Genomic DNA, 17,740 nt, shown 5'->3' on the forward strand with positions numbered 1-17,740 from the left:
CGCCGGGCCGATCACCGCGGTCAGCTCTCGACGATCAGACCCTGCGCAGCCGCGAAGGCCACTGCTTGCATCAGTTCGATCTTGGCCCCGCGCACCCCTGCGCCGACCCACAGGGACGCATCCACGACGGCTCCGCGCAGGTCCGACTCCTCCATTTTGGCACCGACGGTTCGTGCTCCCGCGAGATCGACGGACCGCAACACCGCTCTGCGAAGATCGGTCGAGGTCAGGTTCGCTTCCCGCATCCGACATCCGGTCAGATCGACGCCGCGCAGGTCGGCATTACCCAGCGAGGCCAACGTGAAATCGACTTCGTCGTAGGTGGCCGGCCGCATGCGGGTGTCCACGAACACCGATCCCATCAACGTCGAGTGACGGAAGACGCTGTGCTGCAGATTGGTTCGAGTGAACGTGCACGATCGAAAGGCCGAGTTGGTGTGCACCGAATCCGTGAGGTCGGTACCGGTGAAGTCGCATTCGGTGAAGACGACCGAGTCGGTTCGCACATTGCTCATGTCCGCGTCACGGAAGGTGCACCGGACGAACTGCCTGCCCGACCACTCCCGCCCGTCGAGTCGAGAATCCGAGAAATCTTCGCCGATGGTCTGTTCGTCGTCCACCTGCCCCATCCTCCCCGGGCTCGTGGTGGCAGAGTGATCCGGGTGTTTCGACTCATGTTCTTCGAGCCCCGGATTCCGCAGAACACCGGCAATGCGATTCGCCTCGTCGCCGGCACCGGATGCGAACTGCATCTCGTGGGCCCCCTCGGGTTCGACATGTCCGAACCCAAGCTCAAACGCGCGGGATTGGACTACCACGACCTCGCGTCGGTCACCGTGCACCAGGACCTGCCGTCGGCGTGGTCCGCACTGGCCCCGAAACGGGTCTTCGCCTTCACCGCGCACGCAACACGCTCCTACGCCGACGTCGCCTACCAACCCGGTGACGTCCTACTGTTCGGACCGGAACCCACCGGACTCCCCGACGACGTCTTGAACGACCCCCATGTGACCGATCAGCTGCGCATCCCGATGATCCCCGGACGACGATCACTCAACCTGGCGAACGCCGCAGCAGTGACGATGTACGAGGCCTGGCGCCAACACGACTATCAGGGCAGCGTCTGAACGATTTGCGTTCGAGTGCGCTCGACTGAACGATTCCGTGGTGCCCGGGGCACGACGGACTCTGTCGCCGTGGGGCCCGCATCGAAAGGACCGTTCGGCCCGGTGGGCATGTCTGCGTCCTTGCACGTCAAATCGATTGTGAGCGTCGACAAATCGATCTGGTCGGAACGGCGCCTGCGCTGTGAGACCCAACTATCGAGCCGCGTCCGACGGCTCGCCAGCCCTCCGATAACAATTTCCTTTCGTTCGGCGGTCGCCCGGGCATGCCGACTCGGAGCATCGCCACCCGCTTCGGAGACCGGCACCGGGCCGACAGGCAAGCCCCAATTACGAACTGACGGAACGGAATCGACCGGACTCCGTACGTAGAACCGGGCAGTACAAAGGCGGTACGAACCGGCTCGACCGTTACCGCAGGGTCCGAGAAATCGGACTTCTACGACGATTCATCTCCCGATGCCATCGGCACCGTTACACAATCTGTGTCTGCTTGCTGTCACGGACCCCCGGAGCGGGGTACCGTGTGCCGCACCGACCCGTTTCGCTCGTGAAGGAGCTTTCTGTTGTTCTCTGTTTCCCTGCCCCGTACGGTTTCTTCCAACTCCTCCTCCGCGCGAACGTTCAGTCGGTTCGGTAGTCGAATTGCCCGCACCGCAGCTATTTTCGCCATCGGATCGGGCCTGACGGCGGCCGCCTTCGCCGGCACCGCCACCGCGTCGGCGGCACCGGTCACGTGCGTGTCGCCGCCCTCGGCCAACGACATCCAGGTGAGTGACACAGCGAGCTGCGGAGCCACCTCGAACGGACCCGGAACCGCCACCGCCGGTGCCGCTGACAGCGGAACTGCCGTCAGTGTCAACGACGGGCCGGGCGCAACCAACACCTACGCCAACGGTTACGGTGTCGCGCTCGGAGCGAGCAAGAACGCGGGCACGGCATACGCGCTCGCACTCGGCGGCGGAATCGCGCACTCGTGGGCAGATGCCGGCCAGACGACCCTCGCGGTCGCAGGATGGGGATCCGGTGCCACATCCGAGGCACGCGGCGTCGACTGCGTCGGGCCGCTGTCGTTGGCACTGAACCTCACGAGCGGTCAGTTCTGCGTTCTCGGTAGCTGATTCTTCATCCGATCGAGCGGAGCCGACTACCCCGACACGGACCCGTCGAGGTAGTCGGCTCCACCTACGTAGACAGTCCGGGCGGACTTCTCGATGGGTCCGATTGCAGCCTCAGTCACAGCCGACGCGAACTCCGCAATGGTCGGGAGCGCACCCTGCGCGGTTCGCGCAGCGACTGAGTCCGGGTTACGGCGTTCGAGCAGGGTGACCACGATCGTGCCCTCGATCATGTCCCCGGACACCACGACCAATTCGATTCCCCGAGAATCCAATTCAGGAATCATCCCACGTAGTGCATCCTCCCCCGCCCGTTTGCTCGCAGCAACGGGTTCGTATTCGACGGGGACCGGTTTCTTGCCGTGAAAATGCGCCTGGTGGCTGGTGAGGAAGACGATCCGCGAGCCCGGCTCCATACGGTCGATACTCGCGCGAGCCAGCGCCACCTGCGCGTCGCGATTGATACTCATCGCGTAGTCGGGTTCTGCACCGAACTCCAGGCCACCCGAGGCATTGAGAACCAGAACGTCGATTGCGCCGAACTCGGCAACGACAACGTTCAGCATAGCGTCGATCGCGTCAGCGTCGGTGACGTCGGCACCCACAGGAAGTGCTGTGCCGCCGCCCTCCTCGATCGCGCGCACCACGGCCTCGGCTCGACGCTTCTTCTCGCGGTAGTTCACCGCGACCGCAGCACCGAGAGCACCCAACTGCAATGCAGTTTCTGCTCCGATTCCCCGAGATGCGCCGGTGATCAGCACCGTCTTTCCATCCGCCCGCCCGGTCATTCGTTCTCCACTCCTCGTACTGCTTCGCCTCCAATGCCTCTGCGAAAACCACCACAGCGTCAAAACCGCAGGCTACTGGACCGCCGTCATGCTCCCCGGCGGCGCCATCCTATGGACCTCCACCTCGAAGACCACCCGAATCACCCTGCCCGCCAACGGAACCACAGTACCCATCATCGGCAACGACCTACGACCACACATCCCCACCCAACCCAGACGATCCGGCATCATCGCCTACCCCGACCCACCCCACAACCCGACCCCCGAGCCAGAACCGACCAACGAAGAAGACGAGGAGCCGCCCTTCTGAGTATCGGTGAGCTCTTCGGTGCCTCCTCATGGCAGCCTCGCGAATTCTGGTCGCTGCCGACCGGCATACTCGATCCATGAGGTATTCACGTGCGCACACCCGCCCGAGGGCGCTGTCGTTGCACGGACGGATTCGAGTGTTGACGATGAGCCTGGCCGCGCTCGCCGTTGCGGTCAGCGCTCTGGCGATCTACCTCGTCGCAGAGCAGTCGCTTCGCTCGCAGATCATCGACCGTGTCGGCCGAAACAGCGATGCACTGATCGCCAGCGCCGCGTCGGGAGTGCCTGCCGATCTCTTCGGGTTCGGGATCGAGGACACCGAAGGAACCGCGGTCAAAGTTGCGTTGATGACCACCGATGGCACCTTGGTGTCCTCGTCCAACGGCACCTACCCCTTCACCAACTCCGATGGTGGGCTCGACGATCCGGAGAAGGCGGTCACCGAGGGCCGCACCGATCGGTCACTGCGGGAGGTTCGCGGCTACTACATATCCGCCGAGCGCACCGATTCCGGTGAGACGATCATGGTGGCCGAAGCCCTGAGCGGTACGTCACCACTGCTCGGAAAACTCACGCTTGCCCTGATCCTCGTCGGGGCGTTCCTCGTCGCCCTCGCTGGTGTGGCCGGCGCAGCCGTCGCTCGCACCGGGCTTCGTCCGGTCAGACGGTTACGCGCCGGAACGGAACGAGTGGCCAGGACGGGTGCCTTCGAGCCCATCGACGTCAACGGAGACGACGAACTGGCGTCTCTCGCCAACAGTTTCAACGAGATGCTGGCTGCGCTCTCGCGGTCGCGGGCACGACAGGGACAGTTGATAGTCGACGCAGGTGCCGAACTGATGGAACCGTTGACCGCTCTGCGCACCAACATCGATCTGTTGATGTCCCTCGACGGCCCGAATGCCCCGGTCATGCCCGACGAGCAACAGGACCGACTGCGCGTGGAAGTCATCGAACAGATGGACGTCATCATCGGACTGGTGCACGACTTGGTCGACCATGCCCGAGAGCCCGCACCGACCCAGCAGTGAGAACCCAGCAGTGGGCACCGAGCAGGGCCCGCGACTCAGGATCCGAGTCGTACACCGGTGAGAACCTCGGATGCGTCCCACAGACGTCGCGCATCGTCCATGCTGCGCAACGGCTTCCATATGGAGACCTCGGCCGGGGGACCACCGATCAGGCGTCTGGGTCCTACGAACTGGTCGCCTCGCGACAGTGTTCCCGCTGCTGCCACCACAGCCGGCTGCGCGGCGCTGTCCACGCTCCCCGCAATCCCGACGCGAGCCAGAACGCTGATCAGCCCGCGGCCGGCCGAATCCTTGGGTCGTCCCAGGCCCGGTTGAGCCGCAAGCAGATTCGTCGGGGAGATTCCGGGATGCGCCATGTTGCTGGTGATTCCCCACCCGCCGGCCCTACTGCGCGCCTCGAGCTCACGGGCGAACAGCACCACAGCGATCTTGGATTGGCTGTAGGCCTTCATGACGTCGTAGGACTGCTCCCAATCCAAGTCGTCCCAGTTGATGGCCCCCACGCGTGCCGCGATGCTGGTCTGGTGAGTGACCCGTCCTGCGCCTTCTCGGAGCAGTGGGAGCAGGCCGAGGGTGAAGGCGAAGTGACCGAGGTGGTTCGTACCGAATTGCAGCTCGAACCCGTCCTGGGTGACCTGCCGCTGCGGCGGTTGCATGACACCGGCGTTGTTGACGAGAACGTCGATCGGTCGGCCTTCCGACAAGAACTCGTCGACCGATGCGCCAACGGAGGTCAGTGACGACAGATCGAGGAGCCGAGTGCTGACCTTCGCGTTCGGCACGGATGACCGAATCGATTCGACTACCCGCTCTCCCTTGGCGGCTGAGCGCACGGGCATGACGACCTCGGCTCCCGAACGAGCGAGAGAAGTCGCAATCACCGCGCCGAGACCGTCACTCGCTCCGGTGACGACGGCACGCTTTCCAGTGAGATTCCTGATCGATGTATCTGCGATGCGGGCCATTGTGAGCTCCTCGGCTGTAGTGATCGAGCGATTTGGATGCGCTGACATCCATGGTCGTGCCACACGCCGCTCTGATCCAGGACTTGCCGATCCACTGATGAGCAGACCTCGTCAGGTCAGTACGTCAGTACCGACAACCGAGAGCAGTTCCAATCTTGCATAGCTCTCTCTGCCCGGCACGGCTGTGTACACCAGCAGTCGATGCGATTGCTCGGGGTCGAGCAGCGTCTGACAATGCAGCTCGATCTGGCCGACCGCCGGATGGATGAAGGTCTTGAACTCGGGGGGACGAACACCCACTTCGCGCCGCTCCCACAACACTCGGAATTCCTCGCTGGACGCTTGGAGTCGAGCGGCCAGTCGAGCCGCCTGCGAGTCCGGGCCGCGCAGGGTCGCGACTTCCCGTAAACCCGAGGCGTATGCCCTCGACAGCAAAGCGCGATCTTCGAGCGGATACGACTGCTGGACAGCAGGATCGGTGAACCAGCGATATCCGAGACTTCTATCCGGCCCGGTCCGGTGCGTTGCGTCTCCGGTCAAGGCTGCTGCCAGAGGCGTCTGTCGAAGGGTCTCTCCGATCTCGGAGATAATCTCGGCCGGCGTGTCGTGCAGGCGATCCATGATGCGCAACAGGCCAGGGCTGACGTGCTCGCTTGCCGCACCGCGTACCGGTGGACTCTGGCCGGCCAAGCGGAAGACGTGGTCGCGCTCGTCCAACGAAAGGTGCAGACCCTGCGCTATCGACGCGATCATCTGCTCCGATGGAGCGGGGCCTGTTCCGCGCTCGAGGCGCGCGTAGTAATCGGTCGACATGTGGCACAGGCCGGCTACTTCTTCCCGGCGCAGACCCCGCGTTCGACGCCGTTGTCCACGCGGAAGTCCGACATCCTCGGGCTGTAGCGCCTCTCGGCGCTGCTTGAGAAAAGCGGCCAATTCCGGTCTGTCGATCAACAGAACCCTCCTCTGTCGTGCGTTGCCCGCCATTGTGCTCCTTCGGTACTCGCTATTGTCGAACGATGAATGCCCCTTTGACGATCGTGACCGGCGGCAGCCGCGGAATCGGAGCCGCAGTATCTCGGCGTCTCGTGGCCGATGGGCACGACGTCGTGATCGCCTACCGCTCGGATTCTGCGACCGCCGACGCAGTGGTGAACGAACTGTCGAGCGCCGACCGAACGGTCGTCGCGATACGTGCCGACACCACTGACGAGCGGTCGGTGATCGATCTGTTCGCTGCTGCTGCCGAGATCGGCACTGTCACCGGATTGGTGAACAACGCCGGATCGGCGCGTGCAATAGGGACCCTGGCGAGCAACGACATCGAGACGATCAGGGCAGACTTGGACGTCAACCTGCTCGGCGTCCTGATCTGCTGCAAGTACGCCATACACGCGATGGCCGACCACGGCGGTGCCATCGTCAACATCTCCTCCGCGGCAGCCACCATCGGAAGTCCCGGTATGTACGTGCACTACGCCGCAGCCAAGGCCGCCGTCGACACCTTGACGGTCGGCCTGTCCAAAGAGCTTGCCGCGCAGAACATTCGTGTCAACGCCGTCGCGCCGGGAGTCATCGAGACCGAGTTTCACAAAGACCGTGAGCGACCACGGAAAATGGCGTCGAGCATCCCCCTCGGCCGCCCTGGAGTACCCGACGAGATCGCCGGCGCGGTGTCGTGGCTGTTGTCCGAGGATTCGCGCTACGCCACCGGAACGGTCGTCAGAGTCGCAGGCGGAATGTGACGGACACCCGGCATGCCGATCAGCGAGGCGGAAGTCGATGCAGCTCGACGTCTGTCAGCTCGCCGCCATCGGCAACGGCGGTGAGGTAGGTACAGAACGGCTGCCGACGCCGGTCCGTCGGCGATCCGGGGTTGAGCAGCCGTAGACCGTTGTCGGCCGTCGTATCCCACGGAATGTGACTGTGTCCGAACACGAGGACGTCGGTATCGGGGTATTCGGTCGCCATCCGGCGCTCGCGTCCTGTCGCGGCTCCGGTCTCGTGGACGACGGTGAAGCGCACGCCGCCGAGTACCACGTCGGCACGTTCGGGCATGACCGCACGCAGCTCGTCGCCGTCGTTGTTTCCCCAGCAGGCGACCAGCGAACGAGATCGCTGCGAGAGTGCCTCGAACGTCGCGAGATTCACCCAATCGCCGGCATGGATCACCACATCGGCGTCGTCGACGGCGGCCCACACCTGATCGGGCAGCACTTTCGCTCGGGTGGGCAGGTGAGTGTCCGCGATGATCAGTAGCTTCACGCCTCGATTCTGCACCGGCGTCCTGCTCGATGACGCGCGGGCAGGGCGGGAGTCCGTCAGCGAAAGTCTCTGGATCGGGACGCAACTCGCAGATCCATCAATTGCAGATGGTCTGCCACCACGGTCACCGCCCCCTCGGCATTCTGCACTTTGCCTCGAATGAGCAACGCCGGAGCGGTGATTGCGAGTTTGCGGTACTTCGCCCACAACCCCACCGAGCACACGACGTTGACCATGCCGGTTTCGTCTTCGAGGTTGATGAACGTGACGCCTCCCGCGGTCGCCGGACGTTGACGATGCGTCACTGCACCGCCGACGAGGACCCGGTCGCCATCGGGGATCTTCAGCAGCCGATTCGCGGGCACCACGCCGAGGGAATCCAGCCGATCCCGGAAGAACTGAGTGGGGTAGGAATTGGGTGACACTCCCGTTGCCCAGACATCGGCCGACGCCAGATCGAGGTCCGTCATACCCGGCAGCGCAGGCGCTTTCGTCGATGCGCCGACGCCGGGGAGCAGACCGGGCCGCTCCCCCGCGGCCGCTCCGGCAGCCCACAACGCCTCTCGACGAGTGATGCCGAAACACCCCAGCGCGCCGGCCGTGGCCAGTGCTTCCGCTTGCGCCACCGACAGTTCGACGCGTCCCGTCAGATCCAGAAACGAGGTGTACGGCCCGTGTGCGTCTCGCGCATCGACGATCTTCTGGGCAAGTGTCGTCCCGATGAACTTCACGTCCGCCAAACCCATGCGGATCTCGAGACCGTCTGCCTCGAGATTTGCATGGCCGAGGCTGGCGTTGACGTCGGCACCGTGCACGACCACGCCGTGCCGTCTGGCATCGGCCACCAGAGACTGAGGTGAGTAGAAGCCCATCGGCTGAGCACGAAGGAGACCAGCACAGAACGCCGCCGGATGGTGCAGCTTGAACCACGACGAGTAGAAGACCAACGAGGCGAAGCTCTGCGAATGGCTCTCGGGAAAGCCGAAGTTGGCGAACGCCGAGAGCTTTTCGTAGATTCGATCCGCGGCTGCACCGGTGATGCCGTGCAGATCACGCATTCCGTCGTAGAACCGTCCACGAAGCAATTCCATCTTCTCCGGAGACCGTTTCGATCCCATGGCGCGACGCAGCTGATCGGCATCGGCGGCGCTGAAGCCCGCGACGTCGATGGCCATCTGCATCAGCTGTTCCTGGAACAGCGGCACGCCGAGAGTTCGATCGAGAGCTTGCTTCAGCGACGGATGATCGAAGGTGACCGGTTCGAGTCCGTTGCGCCGCTTGACGTACGGGTGCACCGAGCCACCTTGGATGGGACCGGGACGAATCAAGGCGACCTCGACGACGAGATCGTAGAAATTACGCGGCTTGAGCCGCGGAAGAGTGGCCATCTGGGCCCGCGACTCGACCTGGAACACACCGACCGAATCGGCCCGTTGCAGCATCTCGTACACCGCATGTTCGGACAGGTCGATCGAGGCGAGGTCGATCTCGATGCCCTTGTGTTCGGCGACCAGGTCGATCATGTAATGCAGAGCCGAGAGCATCCCGAGCCCGAGCATGTCGAACTTGACCAAACCCACTGCGGCACAATCGTCTTTGTCCCATTGCAGCACACTGCGATTCTCCATCGTCGCCCATTCCACCGGGCACACGTCGGCGATCGGTCGGTCGCAGATCACCATTCCTCCCGAATGGATGCCGAGGTGACGCGGAAAGCCCTCGATCTGACGCGCGAGGTCGAGAACGGAATCGGGGATCCCGTCGCCGTCCTGATCGCCGATTCCGGACCACCGGGTGATCTGCTTGCTCCACGCGTCCTGTTGCCCCTGGGAGAACCCGAGAGCGCGAGCCATGTCTCGTACCGAGGACTTCCCGCGATAGGTGATGACGTTGGCGACCTGAGCGGCATGGGTACGGCCGTACTTGGCGTACACATGCTGAATGGCCTCTTCCCGCCGATCCGACTCGATGTCGATGTCGATGTCGGGTGGTCCGTCGCGTTCGGGTGCGAGAAACCGCTCGAACAGCAACTTGTTGGCAACCGGATCGACGTTCGTGATTCCGATGGCGTAGCAGACGGCCGAGTTCGCCGCCGAACCTCGCCCCTGGCACAGAATGTCGTGGGTCTTGCAGAAATGAACGATGTCGTGCACCACCAGGAAGTAGCCAGGAAATTCGAGCCGCTCGATGATGTCGAGCTCGTACTCCAACTGCGAATATGCAGCCGGGTTCGCCGACTGCGGGCCGTACCGCCGGGCAGCACCCTCGAACGTGAGCCCCCGCAGGTAACTGATCTCGGTGTAACCGTCGGGCACCTCGAACGGTGGGAGACGAGGCGCAATCAGTTTCAGATCGAACGTGCATTCTCGACCCAGTTCGACGGCACCGCGCACTGCACCGGGATAGTGCTCGAACAGCTCCGCCATCTCCGCCCCCGACCGCAGATGTGCACCACCCGTCGGTGCCAGCCACCCTGCCGCCTCGTCCAGACTGCTCCGGGCACGTACCGCAGCCATCGCCATGGCCAACCTTCGGCTACGTGGACTGGCGTAGTGCGCCGCCGTGGTGGCGATCATCGGCAGACCGTACCGGCGAGCCAGCGCCGCGAGAGCGTCGTTGCGCTCATCGTCGTCGGCAGTACCGTGCCTGGTGAGCTCGACGGTGACGCGCTCGGCCCCGAACCGATCGACCAGATCACGCAGCGCGAGATCGGCCGCCTCCGGCCCACCCCGCGAGAGTGCTTGGCGAACATGCCCTTTGCGACAACCGGTCAGGATCTGCCAGTGCCCTCCCGCCGATTCGGTGAGTTCGTCCACGTCGTACCGCGGCTCACCCTTGACTCCGCCGGCCAGATGCGCGGCCGCGATCCGACGCGACAGCCGCCGATACCCTTCCTGTCCACGAGCGAGCACCAGAAGATGCGTACCGTCGGGATCGGTCGCTCCGGCCCTGGACCGGTGGGTGTCGAGTGACAGCTCGGCACCGAACACTGTTCCGATGCCGAGGGCTCGTGCTGCCTCGGCGAAACGTACGACGCCGTAGAAGCCGTCGTGGTCGGTGATCGCAATGGATTCGAGTCCCAGACGCACCGCTTCCTCGACCATTTCCTCCGGCTGCGATGCTCCGTCGAGAAAGCTGAACGCAGAATGCGCATGCAGTTCTGCGTACGGTGTCGACGGCCCCACCGAATCGAGCCGGCGACCCTGGTAGGCGTCGCGTTTGCGCGACCACGCCGGGCTGTCGCCCCCATCGCCTTCGACGACCGGCTTGGGGCGCCCGGAGAGGACTCGCTCCATTTCCGACCAGGTGGGCGGCCCGTCGTTCCATCCCATCGAGTCCACCTCCTTCACACCGTCACGCAGATCGTCGAACACTTGTTCTAATGAGAACACGAGGGTCCGACACGATCAACTACAGTCGAATCGCTACTCACCCCTTCCACAGAGCCGGAGCACAGTTGTGACGCGTTGGGCATCGTTCGTCGTATCGCACAAGCGATGGGTGCTCGCCGTCGTCGTCGCGGTCGTAGCCGTCGGCGGCGTGCTGGGACTGGGCGTCTTCTCGAAACTGAGCGAGGGCGGATACGCCGACGCAGGCAGCGAATCGTCACAGGTCGCGCGGCTGGTCCAAGGCATCGGCCAACCGACCCCCGACATCGTCGCGATCTACACCGCACCCGACGGACGCACGATCGACGACATCGGACCACAGGTGCAGTCGACACTCGACGAATTCCGCAGCCGCTACACCCTCGGAAACGTGAACTCCTACTGGACCGCGGACCCGGTGACCAAGGAATTCCTGGTCTCGAAAGACCGAACCAAGGCGCTGGTGACCATCTCCCTGGGTGCGAAATCGGGAGTTACGTTCAACACGTTCGGTGAGCTACCTCCACAACTCGTCGTCCCCGGCATCGAGTCGCAATTCGCCGGCGCATCGGTCGTGGGAGTCTCGCTCAGCCAAACCCTCGAGCGAGACCTCGTGCGCTCGGAGATCATCGCCGTCCCCATCACACTTCTGCTTCTCGTCTTCATCTTCGGTGGCGTGATCGCCGCAGCGGTACCGGTGTTCGTCGGAATTCTCAGTGTGCTCAGCTCGCTGGCAATCCTGCGGGTGCTGACCGAATTCACCGAGGTGAGCTCGTTCTCGATCAACGTTGCGTCGTTGCTCGGCCTCGGCTTGGCCATTGATTACGGACTGTTCATCGTCAGTCGATTCCGCGAGGAACTCCGCACCGGGTCGTCGTCGATGGAGGCGACCGTACGTACCGTGTCCACTGCGGGCCGCACCGTCGTCTTCTCCGGACTGCTGCTGATCTGCGCGTTCGCGGGCATGCTGGTCTTCCCGCAGGCGGTGATTCGATCCCTCGGTTTCGGTGCCATGGCCGCGGTGGCCAGCGCCGCCCTGCTGTCCCTGACCGCGGTGCCCGCCCTGCTCGCCCTTCTCGGCACTCGCATCAACTCCTGGACCTGGTCGCGTACCGCCTCGGACCGCAGCGACGCACGCGCACACAAGTTCTGGGGTGGTGTCGTCACCCGAGTGATGAAGAATCCAGGAATCGTCGCCGCCGTCATCGTCGCCGGCTTGTTGATTGTCGCCACCCCGATTCTGAAGGTCTCCCTGGGGGAGGTCGACTACACCGCACTACCGAAGAACGATCCGGCACGGGCAGCCTTCGAAACCCTCGCCACCGACTTCGAGTCCACCGGCGACGGTGCCACCGTGGTGCTGCGGGGTCTCGACGGCGTCAAGCCTCAGGGCCCGCCCGTTGCGGAACTGACCGCAGCGATGAACGCCACCCCCGGCGTGGCCCGAGCCGAATTCCTCGGATCCAAGGACGATCTGGTGGCATTCCAGGCGTCCTACAGCGAACCCAGCGACGGAACGACCGAGGCTCGGTCCCAATCGAATGCGGTGACTGCCCTCCGCGCGATCACTCCACCGGACGGCACCGAAATCCTCGTCGGCGGCGGACGCGCGAACGTCGACGACGGTAATGCCGCGATAGCGAAATGGCTGCCGGTGATGATCGCGATCATGGTGATCTCGACGTTGGTCCTGCTCTTCCTGGCCTTCGGCTCGATAGTGCTGCCGATCAAAGCAGTTCTCATGGCCGGGCTGAGCCTGGCAGCGACCTTCGGAGCACTGACCTGGGTGTTCCAGGAAGGTCACGGTGCAAGCCTGCTGGGAGTGACGCCCGGTCCGCTCGAGTCGACCTTCGTCGTACTCATCCTCGCAGTCATCTTCGGCCTGTCGACCGACTACGAAGTGTTCTTGATGTCTCGGATGGTCGAAGCGCGCTCGGCAGGTGCTTCCACCGAGGAGGCCGTCATTTTCGGAGCCCAGCGCACCGGACGCATCGTCACTGCCGCGGCCCTGATCCTGATCGTCGTCACCGGAGCGTTCACGATCTCGGGCCTGTCGATCATGAAGTTCCTCGGCTTCGGCGTGATTCTGGCGCTGATCATCGACGCCACCATCATCCGCATGCTGCTGGTGCCCTCCTTGGTCAAGCTCATGGGCGAAGCCAACTGGTGGGCCCCGGCGTGGATGAAGAAAGTGCACGAGAAGGCCGGTATGGGGCACTAGCCGTCAAACTTACCGAGGAGTAAGGTCGCCTCGCATGGCGAGCTACATCGTGACCGGCGGTACCGGGTTTCTGGGTAAGAACGTGCTGCCCCGACTTCTCGGACGTGATGCGGACGCCATCGTCCATGTACTCGTTCGACCGCAATCGGTCGCTCGACTCGAGAAGCTGGCCGACGAGCTGGACGGCGGCGACAGAATCCGCCCACTGATCGGCGATCTCGTCGAACCCGGGCTCGGCCTGAAAGACGTTCCGGCCGACGTCGATCACATTCTGCATCTCGGTGCCGTCTACGACCTCACGGCGGGAGACGAGCAAACCCCGACCAATGTCGCCGGAACGGCGTCGGTGGTCGAACTGGCGAAAAGGACCGGCGCTCGTCTGCACCACATCTCGTCGATCGCAGTGGCAGGTGACTACCGAGGGACGTTCTCCGAGAACGATTTCGACAAGGGGCAGAACTTTCCGACGGCGTATCACCGCACCAAGTTCGAGTCCGAGAAACTGGTTCGCGGCAGCTCCGCAGACTGGCGGGTGTACCGCCCTGCTGCCGTGGTCGGGCACTCCGAGACCGGCGCGACAGACAAGATCGATGGCCCGTACTACTTCTTTCCACTGTTCGCCGAGCTGGCGAAACTGCCGGCGGTCCTGCCGATCACGGTACCCAAGATCGGACACACCAACCTGGTTCCGGTCGACTACGTCGCGGACGCCATTGTGGAACTGGTTCACCGAGACACCCCGTCCGGCAGCGTTTTTCACCTGGTGAATCCGGAACCTCAGTCGATGGCCGAGGTGTACTCCGCATTCTCTTCGGCTGCCGGATCCCGCGCCAGAATCGTCGACATCCCAGGGAAGCTGGTTGCCCCCGTGGTGTCACCCACATCCGCAGCGGTTCGGAAACAACGCAACGCTGCGCTTCGCGATCTGGGCGTGCCGCCGGTGATGCTCGATCATCTGACTCTGCCGACCGTCTTCGAGTCCGCAACGACACAGAAAGCATTGCAGGGCAGCTCCATCGCACCGCCGCCACTGCGGACGTACGCCGACCGCCTGTGGCAATACTGGATGGAGAATCTCGACCCCAAACGCAACCGCCGAGACGATCCACGCGGTCCGCTGTTCGGCCGTCACATCGTCATCACCGGCGGGTCCTCCGGTATCGGCAGGGCCAGCGCCGAGGCCGCTGCACGAAAAGGAGCGGTGGTCATCGTGCTCGCGCGCGGCCAAGATCAGTTGGACGAGGTCGTCCAGCAGATTCGCGCCGACGGCCATGTCGCTCATGGGTATTCGTGCGATGTCACCGACAGCGAGTCGGTCGAACGAACAGTGAAAGCGATACTGCACGACCACGGGCATGTGGACATGCTCGTCAACAGCGCGGGCCGATCCATTCGCCGCGCGCTCTACCGTTCCACCGACCGACTGCACGACTACGAACGCACCATGGCCGTCAACTACTTCGGAGCGATTCGTGTGGTGTTGGCGCTACTGCCGCACATGCGCGAACGCAGCTTCGGGCATGTGGTCAACATCTCCAGCGCTGCAGTACTGGGGCACCCTCCTCGGTTCTCGGCGTACGTGGCGAGCAAGGCAGCACTCGACGGTTTCACCGATGTTGCTGCAGCAGAGACGCTCTCGGACGGAATCACCTACACGACCATTCACATGCCGCTGGTGGACACCCCGATGATCACCCCGACGGGCGACAAGAACGTCGGCACCGTCTTCTCACCGGAGAAGGCAGCCGCGATCGTCATCCGCGCGTTGAGCGACAAGCCGAAGCGAATCGACACCCCGCTGGGAACACTCGGACAGTTCGGGGCCATCTTCAGCCCCAAGGGCAAAGATCGCACGATGCATCAGCACTACCGAAAATTCGCCGAGTCGGCCGCCGCCAAGGGCGAAACGCCGGTACCCGTCGAAGACGGGAAAGTGCCCTATCGGGTTCGGCCGTACGACCCGTCGACCCCCAGCGCGCGTATCGGCAAGGTCGTCCGCCGCATCGGCAGGTTGGTACCCGGCACCAGTTGGTGACGTGCACGTCAGGGGGCCACGGCAGTCCACAGGGTCCAGCGATCGCGTTCGATCAACTCACCTTCGGCCAGGCGAGCACGTAGATACTCGACCAACTCCGTAAGTTCGACGTCGGAGAGTTCGTGCAGGATCGAGCGGCCTGTTCTGCCCGCGATTTCGTCGAGGTATTCGTCCTGGCCGGAGTAGCGGCGACGGGTTTCCCAGAGTTGCTGCGTAGCGACATCGACGAATCCAGCTCGGGACAACGCGCCACGGACATCGTCGACGCCATGCCGTCGTCGAAGTTCGATGTCCATCAGCCGTGGAAAGGCGTCGAAAAAATAGCCGCGCGGGTTGGTTGCGGAGCCGGACAGCCCGGCGTCCTCGGCCGTGCGGTCCTGGATGATCACCGTCCCACCCGGTCGTAGAAGCCGAGCAGACTCGAGCGCCACTGTGTAGGCGTCGGACAGATGGTGAACGAGGGCGCGAGCGAACACGATGTCGGCTTGTCCGTTGGGCAAGCCGGTGTGCTCGGCACCAGCGCAGACGAATTCGATGTCTTCGGGCGACGAGCGTCGGGCCGATTCGAGTATCGGCGGACTCGAATCGATCGCCGTCACACTCGCCCCCATAGAACGCCATGCCCGCGCATAGGTTCCGCCGCCGCACCCGAGATCGACCACGTGCGATCCGACCGGATCGACGATACGGACGACGGCGTCGCTCCAAGATGAGTCGGCCTCACGGTTCGAGTAGGTGTTGTTGTTGCGCGGATCACGAAAGTCGATAGGCATGTGAACGAGTACAGCGATCCACACCGAGGGCGTCCACCATTTAGTGTGGGGCTACATGTTGGCTCTGCATCTTCGGGCCGCCGACTTGGCGGACACGTCACTGACCGTCTCGCCTCTGTTCGAGACGGTCCTGAGCCTGCGCACATGGACCGCTCCGAACCGGCACCCACTGCACGAGCCCTGGCGACGACGCGTCCGAACGGCGTGGCAGCAGTGTGACACCGAGATGCTGACGGCGCTGGTCTCTCCCGATGGGAGGATCCCGGATTTCCTCGCACCCCGACCGCCCACCCAGTCGCCGGCTTTCGACGACGAGATCGCTGTTGTCGGGGCAACACCGGCAACGGAGATGCGACGCGATATCGCGGCCGCCTTCTCCGCTGAGATTCCTGCGGTCCTCGTCGGTCCGGCCCGAGCGGTGCGCACCCGTGCAGTCCATGCGCTCTCGTACTACTGGGCAACGTGCCTCGAACCCGACTGGTCCAGGATCCGAGCAGTATTGGATGGCGATCTGGACTACCGCGCGCAACAGCTTTCGCACTTCGGGGCACGAAAGATGTTCGAGCATCTCGATTCTCGTGTCCGATGGGACGATGGCGTGCTGTGGGTCGACAGGCTAGAGGACCAGGTGTGGGTCGACGTCGATGGACGTGGACTTCCTCTCATTCCGTCGGTGTTCGTGCACGGCGCGATCACGCAGACGAGCCCGACGCGAGCTCCCTCCCTGGTGTATCCGGCCCGCGGGCGAGGCGCAGTGTGGGACATGGGGCGGACAGCTCCGAACCGGGCGCTGACCAATCTTCTCGGCACCCAACGTGCAACGATTCTCACGCTGCTCGATGCGCCCACCACCACCGGGGAACTCGCTGCGGCACTGGCCGTCTCACCCAGCGCAGCGAGCCAGCATCTTCGCGTTCTGCGCGAAGCAGCGGTGGTGCGACGCGTCAGACATGGACGATCGGTGCTGTACGTACGCACTTCGCTGGGGGACGAGTTGCTCGGGCGGAGTCGATAGACCGCCCACCGTCACGCTGTCAGCCGGTGATTCACCGCGCTGACATCGCATCACTCGATCATGGAGTGGGCGGTCTGGGTGATGTTCCTTTACGGGTCCACGTCTGCGAAGCTGTCACGCGTGATCGCCGAGAAGCTGCCGTTGTTCGTGACCGATCGTGCGGCCGCTGCTGTTCTGGCGGCAGCATTCACCGGCTTCGTGTGGTCGGAATACAAGATGGGAATGCGGAAGCCGCGGGCCGGCTCTTCGAATCGAGACAATGGTTCCGGTCGCGCCGTCGGCCGCGGCCTTGTGCTCTCGTATGGCGGAGGCCTTCTCCTGAGCGTGATCTCGCCTGCCACTGTATGCACCCGCCACCGACGAGCGGTCTTCCTGACAGGATTGGCCACGGCAGCCCTCGGGCAGACACTTCGGGTCTCGGCAGCTCGCACACTCGGAGAGTCCTTCACCTTCGTGGTCCACACACACCCTGATCAACTCGTGGTTCGGACGGGCCCGTATCGGTTCATTCGCCACCCGTCGTATACCGGCGCACTGATCTGTGCGCTCGGTTTCTGTATTGCGTACGGGAACTGTCTTTCTCCCGCCATGGTGGCATTTCTGGCCGGAGGATACGTACGCAGAATCCCATCGGAGGAGAAGGCCATGCTCGAGGGATTGGGAGACGCGTACGCCGACTACATGGCACGCTCGAAACGATTGGTGCCCTTCGTTTTCTAGCCTGGTTTTTC

16 protein-coding genes are annotated in these 17,740 nt (G+C 63.8%); 9 read left to right on the forward strand and 7 right to left on the reverse strand.

Annotated features, from left to right (window positions below; all coding sequences use genetic code 11):
• Positions 1-20 precede the first annotated feature (20 nt).
• The gene (locus tag CH262_RS12775) at positions 21-629 is read right to left on the reverse strand and encodes a pentapeptide repeat-containing protein (RefSeq protein WP_094717701.1); all 609 of its coding nucleotides are present in this window, start codon (positions 627-629) and stop codon (positions 21-23) included.
• Between the two features lie 33 nt (positions 630-662).
• On the opposite strand from CH262_RS12775, the gene CH262_RS12780 reads away from it, so the two are divergent.
• Positions 663-1,127: a tRNA (cytidine(34)-2'-O)-methyltransferase gene (locus CH262_RS12780; RefSeq protein ID WP_179274977.1), complete on the forward strand. Its 465-nt coding sequence runs from the start codon at positions 663-665 to the stop codon at positions 1,125-1,127.
• Between the two features lie 563 nt (positions 1,128-1,690).
• On the forward strand, positions 1,691-2,245 hold the full coding sequence (locus CH262_RS12785) for a DUF6764 family protein (protein ID WP_174557274.1): 555 nt from the start codon (positions 1,691-1,693) through the stop codon (positions 2,243-2,245).
• Positions 2,246-2,271: 26 nt separating this feature from the next.
• Here CH262_RS12785 and CH262_RS12790 read toward each other — a convergent pair whose 3' ends face one another.
• The gene (locus CH262_RS12790; RefSeq protein WP_094717703.1) at positions 2,272-3,030 is read right to left on the reverse strand and encodes an SDR family oxidoreductase; all 759 of its coding nucleotides are present in this window, start codon (positions 3,028-3,030) and stop codon (positions 2,272-2,274) included.
• An 88-nt stretch (positions 3,031-3,118) separates the two neighbouring features.
• Between CH262_RS12790 and CH262_RS27320 the strand changes: the two genes are divergently transcribed.
• Both CH262_RS27320 and CH262_RS12800 read left to right on the forward strand, forming a co-directional pair.
• Positions 3,119-3,340 (forward strand): hypothetical protein, encoded by a 222-nt coding sequence (locus tag CH262_RS27320; protein ID WP_143547108.1) that lies wholly within the window; start codon positions 3,119-3,121, stop codon positions 3,338-3,340.
• 76 nt (positions 3,341-3,416) lie between these two features.
• On the forward strand, positions 3,417-4,370 hold the full coding sequence (locus tag CH262_RS12800) for a methyl-accepting chemotaxis protein (protein WP_032365671.1): 954 nt from the start codon (positions 3,417-3,419) through the stop codon (positions 4,368-4,370).
• 35 nt (positions 4,371-4,405) lie between these two features.
• On the opposite strand, the gene CH262_RS12805 is transcribed toward CH262_RS12800, so the two are convergent.
• Complete coding sequence (locus CH262_RS12805) at positions 4,406-5,335, reverse strand: SDR family oxidoreductase (RefSeq protein ID WP_094717705.1); 930 nt, start codon at positions 5,333-5,335, stop codon at positions 4,406-4,408.
• Between the two features lie 111 nt (positions 5,336-5,446).
• Positions 5,447-6,286 (reverse strand): helix-turn-helix transcriptional regulator, encoded by an 840-nt coding sequence (locus CH262_RS12810; RefSeq protein ID WP_094717759.1) that lies wholly within the window; start codon positions 6,284-6,286, stop codon positions 5,447-5,449.
• Between the two features lie 65 nt (positions 6,287-6,351).
• On the opposite strand from CH262_RS12810, the gene CH262_RS12815 reads away from it, so the two are divergent.
• Complete coding sequence (locus tag CH262_RS12815; protein WP_094717706.1) at positions 6,352-7,077, forward strand: SDR family NAD(P)-dependent oxidoreductase; 726 nt, start codon at positions 6,352-6,354, stop codon at positions 7,075-7,077.
• A 19-nt stretch (positions 7,078-7,096) separates the two neighbouring features.
• Here CH262_RS12815 and CH262_RS12820 read toward each other — a convergent pair whose 3' ends face one another.
• Entirely contained in the window at positions 7,097-7,597 is a 501-nt protein-coding gene (locus CH262_RS12820) for a metallophosphoesterase family protein (protein ID WP_027496386.1), read from the reverse strand.
• A 56-nt stretch (positions 7,598-7,653) separates the two neighbouring features.
• Positions 7,654-10,929 carry an error-prone DNA polymerase gene (locus tag CH262_RS12825; protein ID WP_094717760.1) on the reverse strand — a complete coding sequence of 1,092 codons (3,276 nt, stop codon included), beginning with the start codon at positions 10,927-10,929 and terminating at the stop codon, positions 7,654-7,656.
• Positions 10,930-11,056: 127 nt separating this feature from the next.
• On the opposite strand from CH262_RS12825, the gene CH262_RS12830 reads away from it, so the two are divergent.
• Positions 11,057-13,186 (forward strand): MMPL family transporter, encoded by a 2,130-nt coding sequence (locus CH262_RS12830; protein WP_032387027.1) that lies wholly within the window; start codon positions 11,057-11,059, stop codon positions 13,184-13,186.
• 34 nt (positions 13,187-13,220) lie between these two features.
• Positions 13,221-15,221, forward strand: a complete 2,001-nt coding sequence (locus CH262_RS12835) for an SDR family oxidoreductase (RefSeq protein ID WP_094717707.1) — start codon at positions 13,221-13,223, stop codon at positions 15,219-15,221.
• A gap of 8 nt (positions 15,222-15,229) precedes the next feature.
• On the opposite strand, the gene CH262_RS12840 is transcribed toward CH262_RS12835, so the two are convergent.
• Positions 15,230-15,994 carry a class I SAM-dependent methyltransferase gene (locus CH262_RS12840; RefSeq protein ID WP_032371032.1) on the reverse strand — a complete coding sequence of 255 codons (765 nt, stop codon included), beginning with the start codon at positions 15,992-15,994 and terminating at the stop codon, positions 15,230-15,232.
• Between the two features lie 55 nt (positions 15,995-16,049).
• On the opposite strand from CH262_RS12840, the gene CH262_RS12845 reads away from it, so the two are divergent.
• Both CH262_RS12845 and CH262_RS12850 read left to right on the forward strand, forming a co-directional pair.
• Positions 16,050-17,009: an ArsR/SmtB family transcription factor gene (locus tag CH262_RS12845; RefSeq protein WP_032371033.1), complete on the forward strand. Its 960-nt coding sequence runs from the start codon at positions 16,050-16,052 to the stop codon at positions 17,007-17,009.
• Positions 17,010-17,129: 120 nt separating this feature from the next.
• Positions 17,130-17,729 (forward strand): methyltransferase family protein, encoded by a 600-nt coding sequence (locus tag CH262_RS12850; RefSeq protein ID WP_256988771.1) that lies wholly within the window; start codon positions 17,130-17,132, stop codon positions 17,727-17,729.
• Positions 17,730-17,740 lie beyond the last annotated feature (11 nt).

The sequence above is a fragment of the Rhodococcus sp. 05-2255-1e genome (assembly GCF_002259025.1).
Classification (GTDB): domain Bacteria; phylum Actinomycetota; class Actinomycetes; order Mycobacteriales; family Mycobacteriaceae; genus Rhodococcoides; species Rhodococcoides fascians.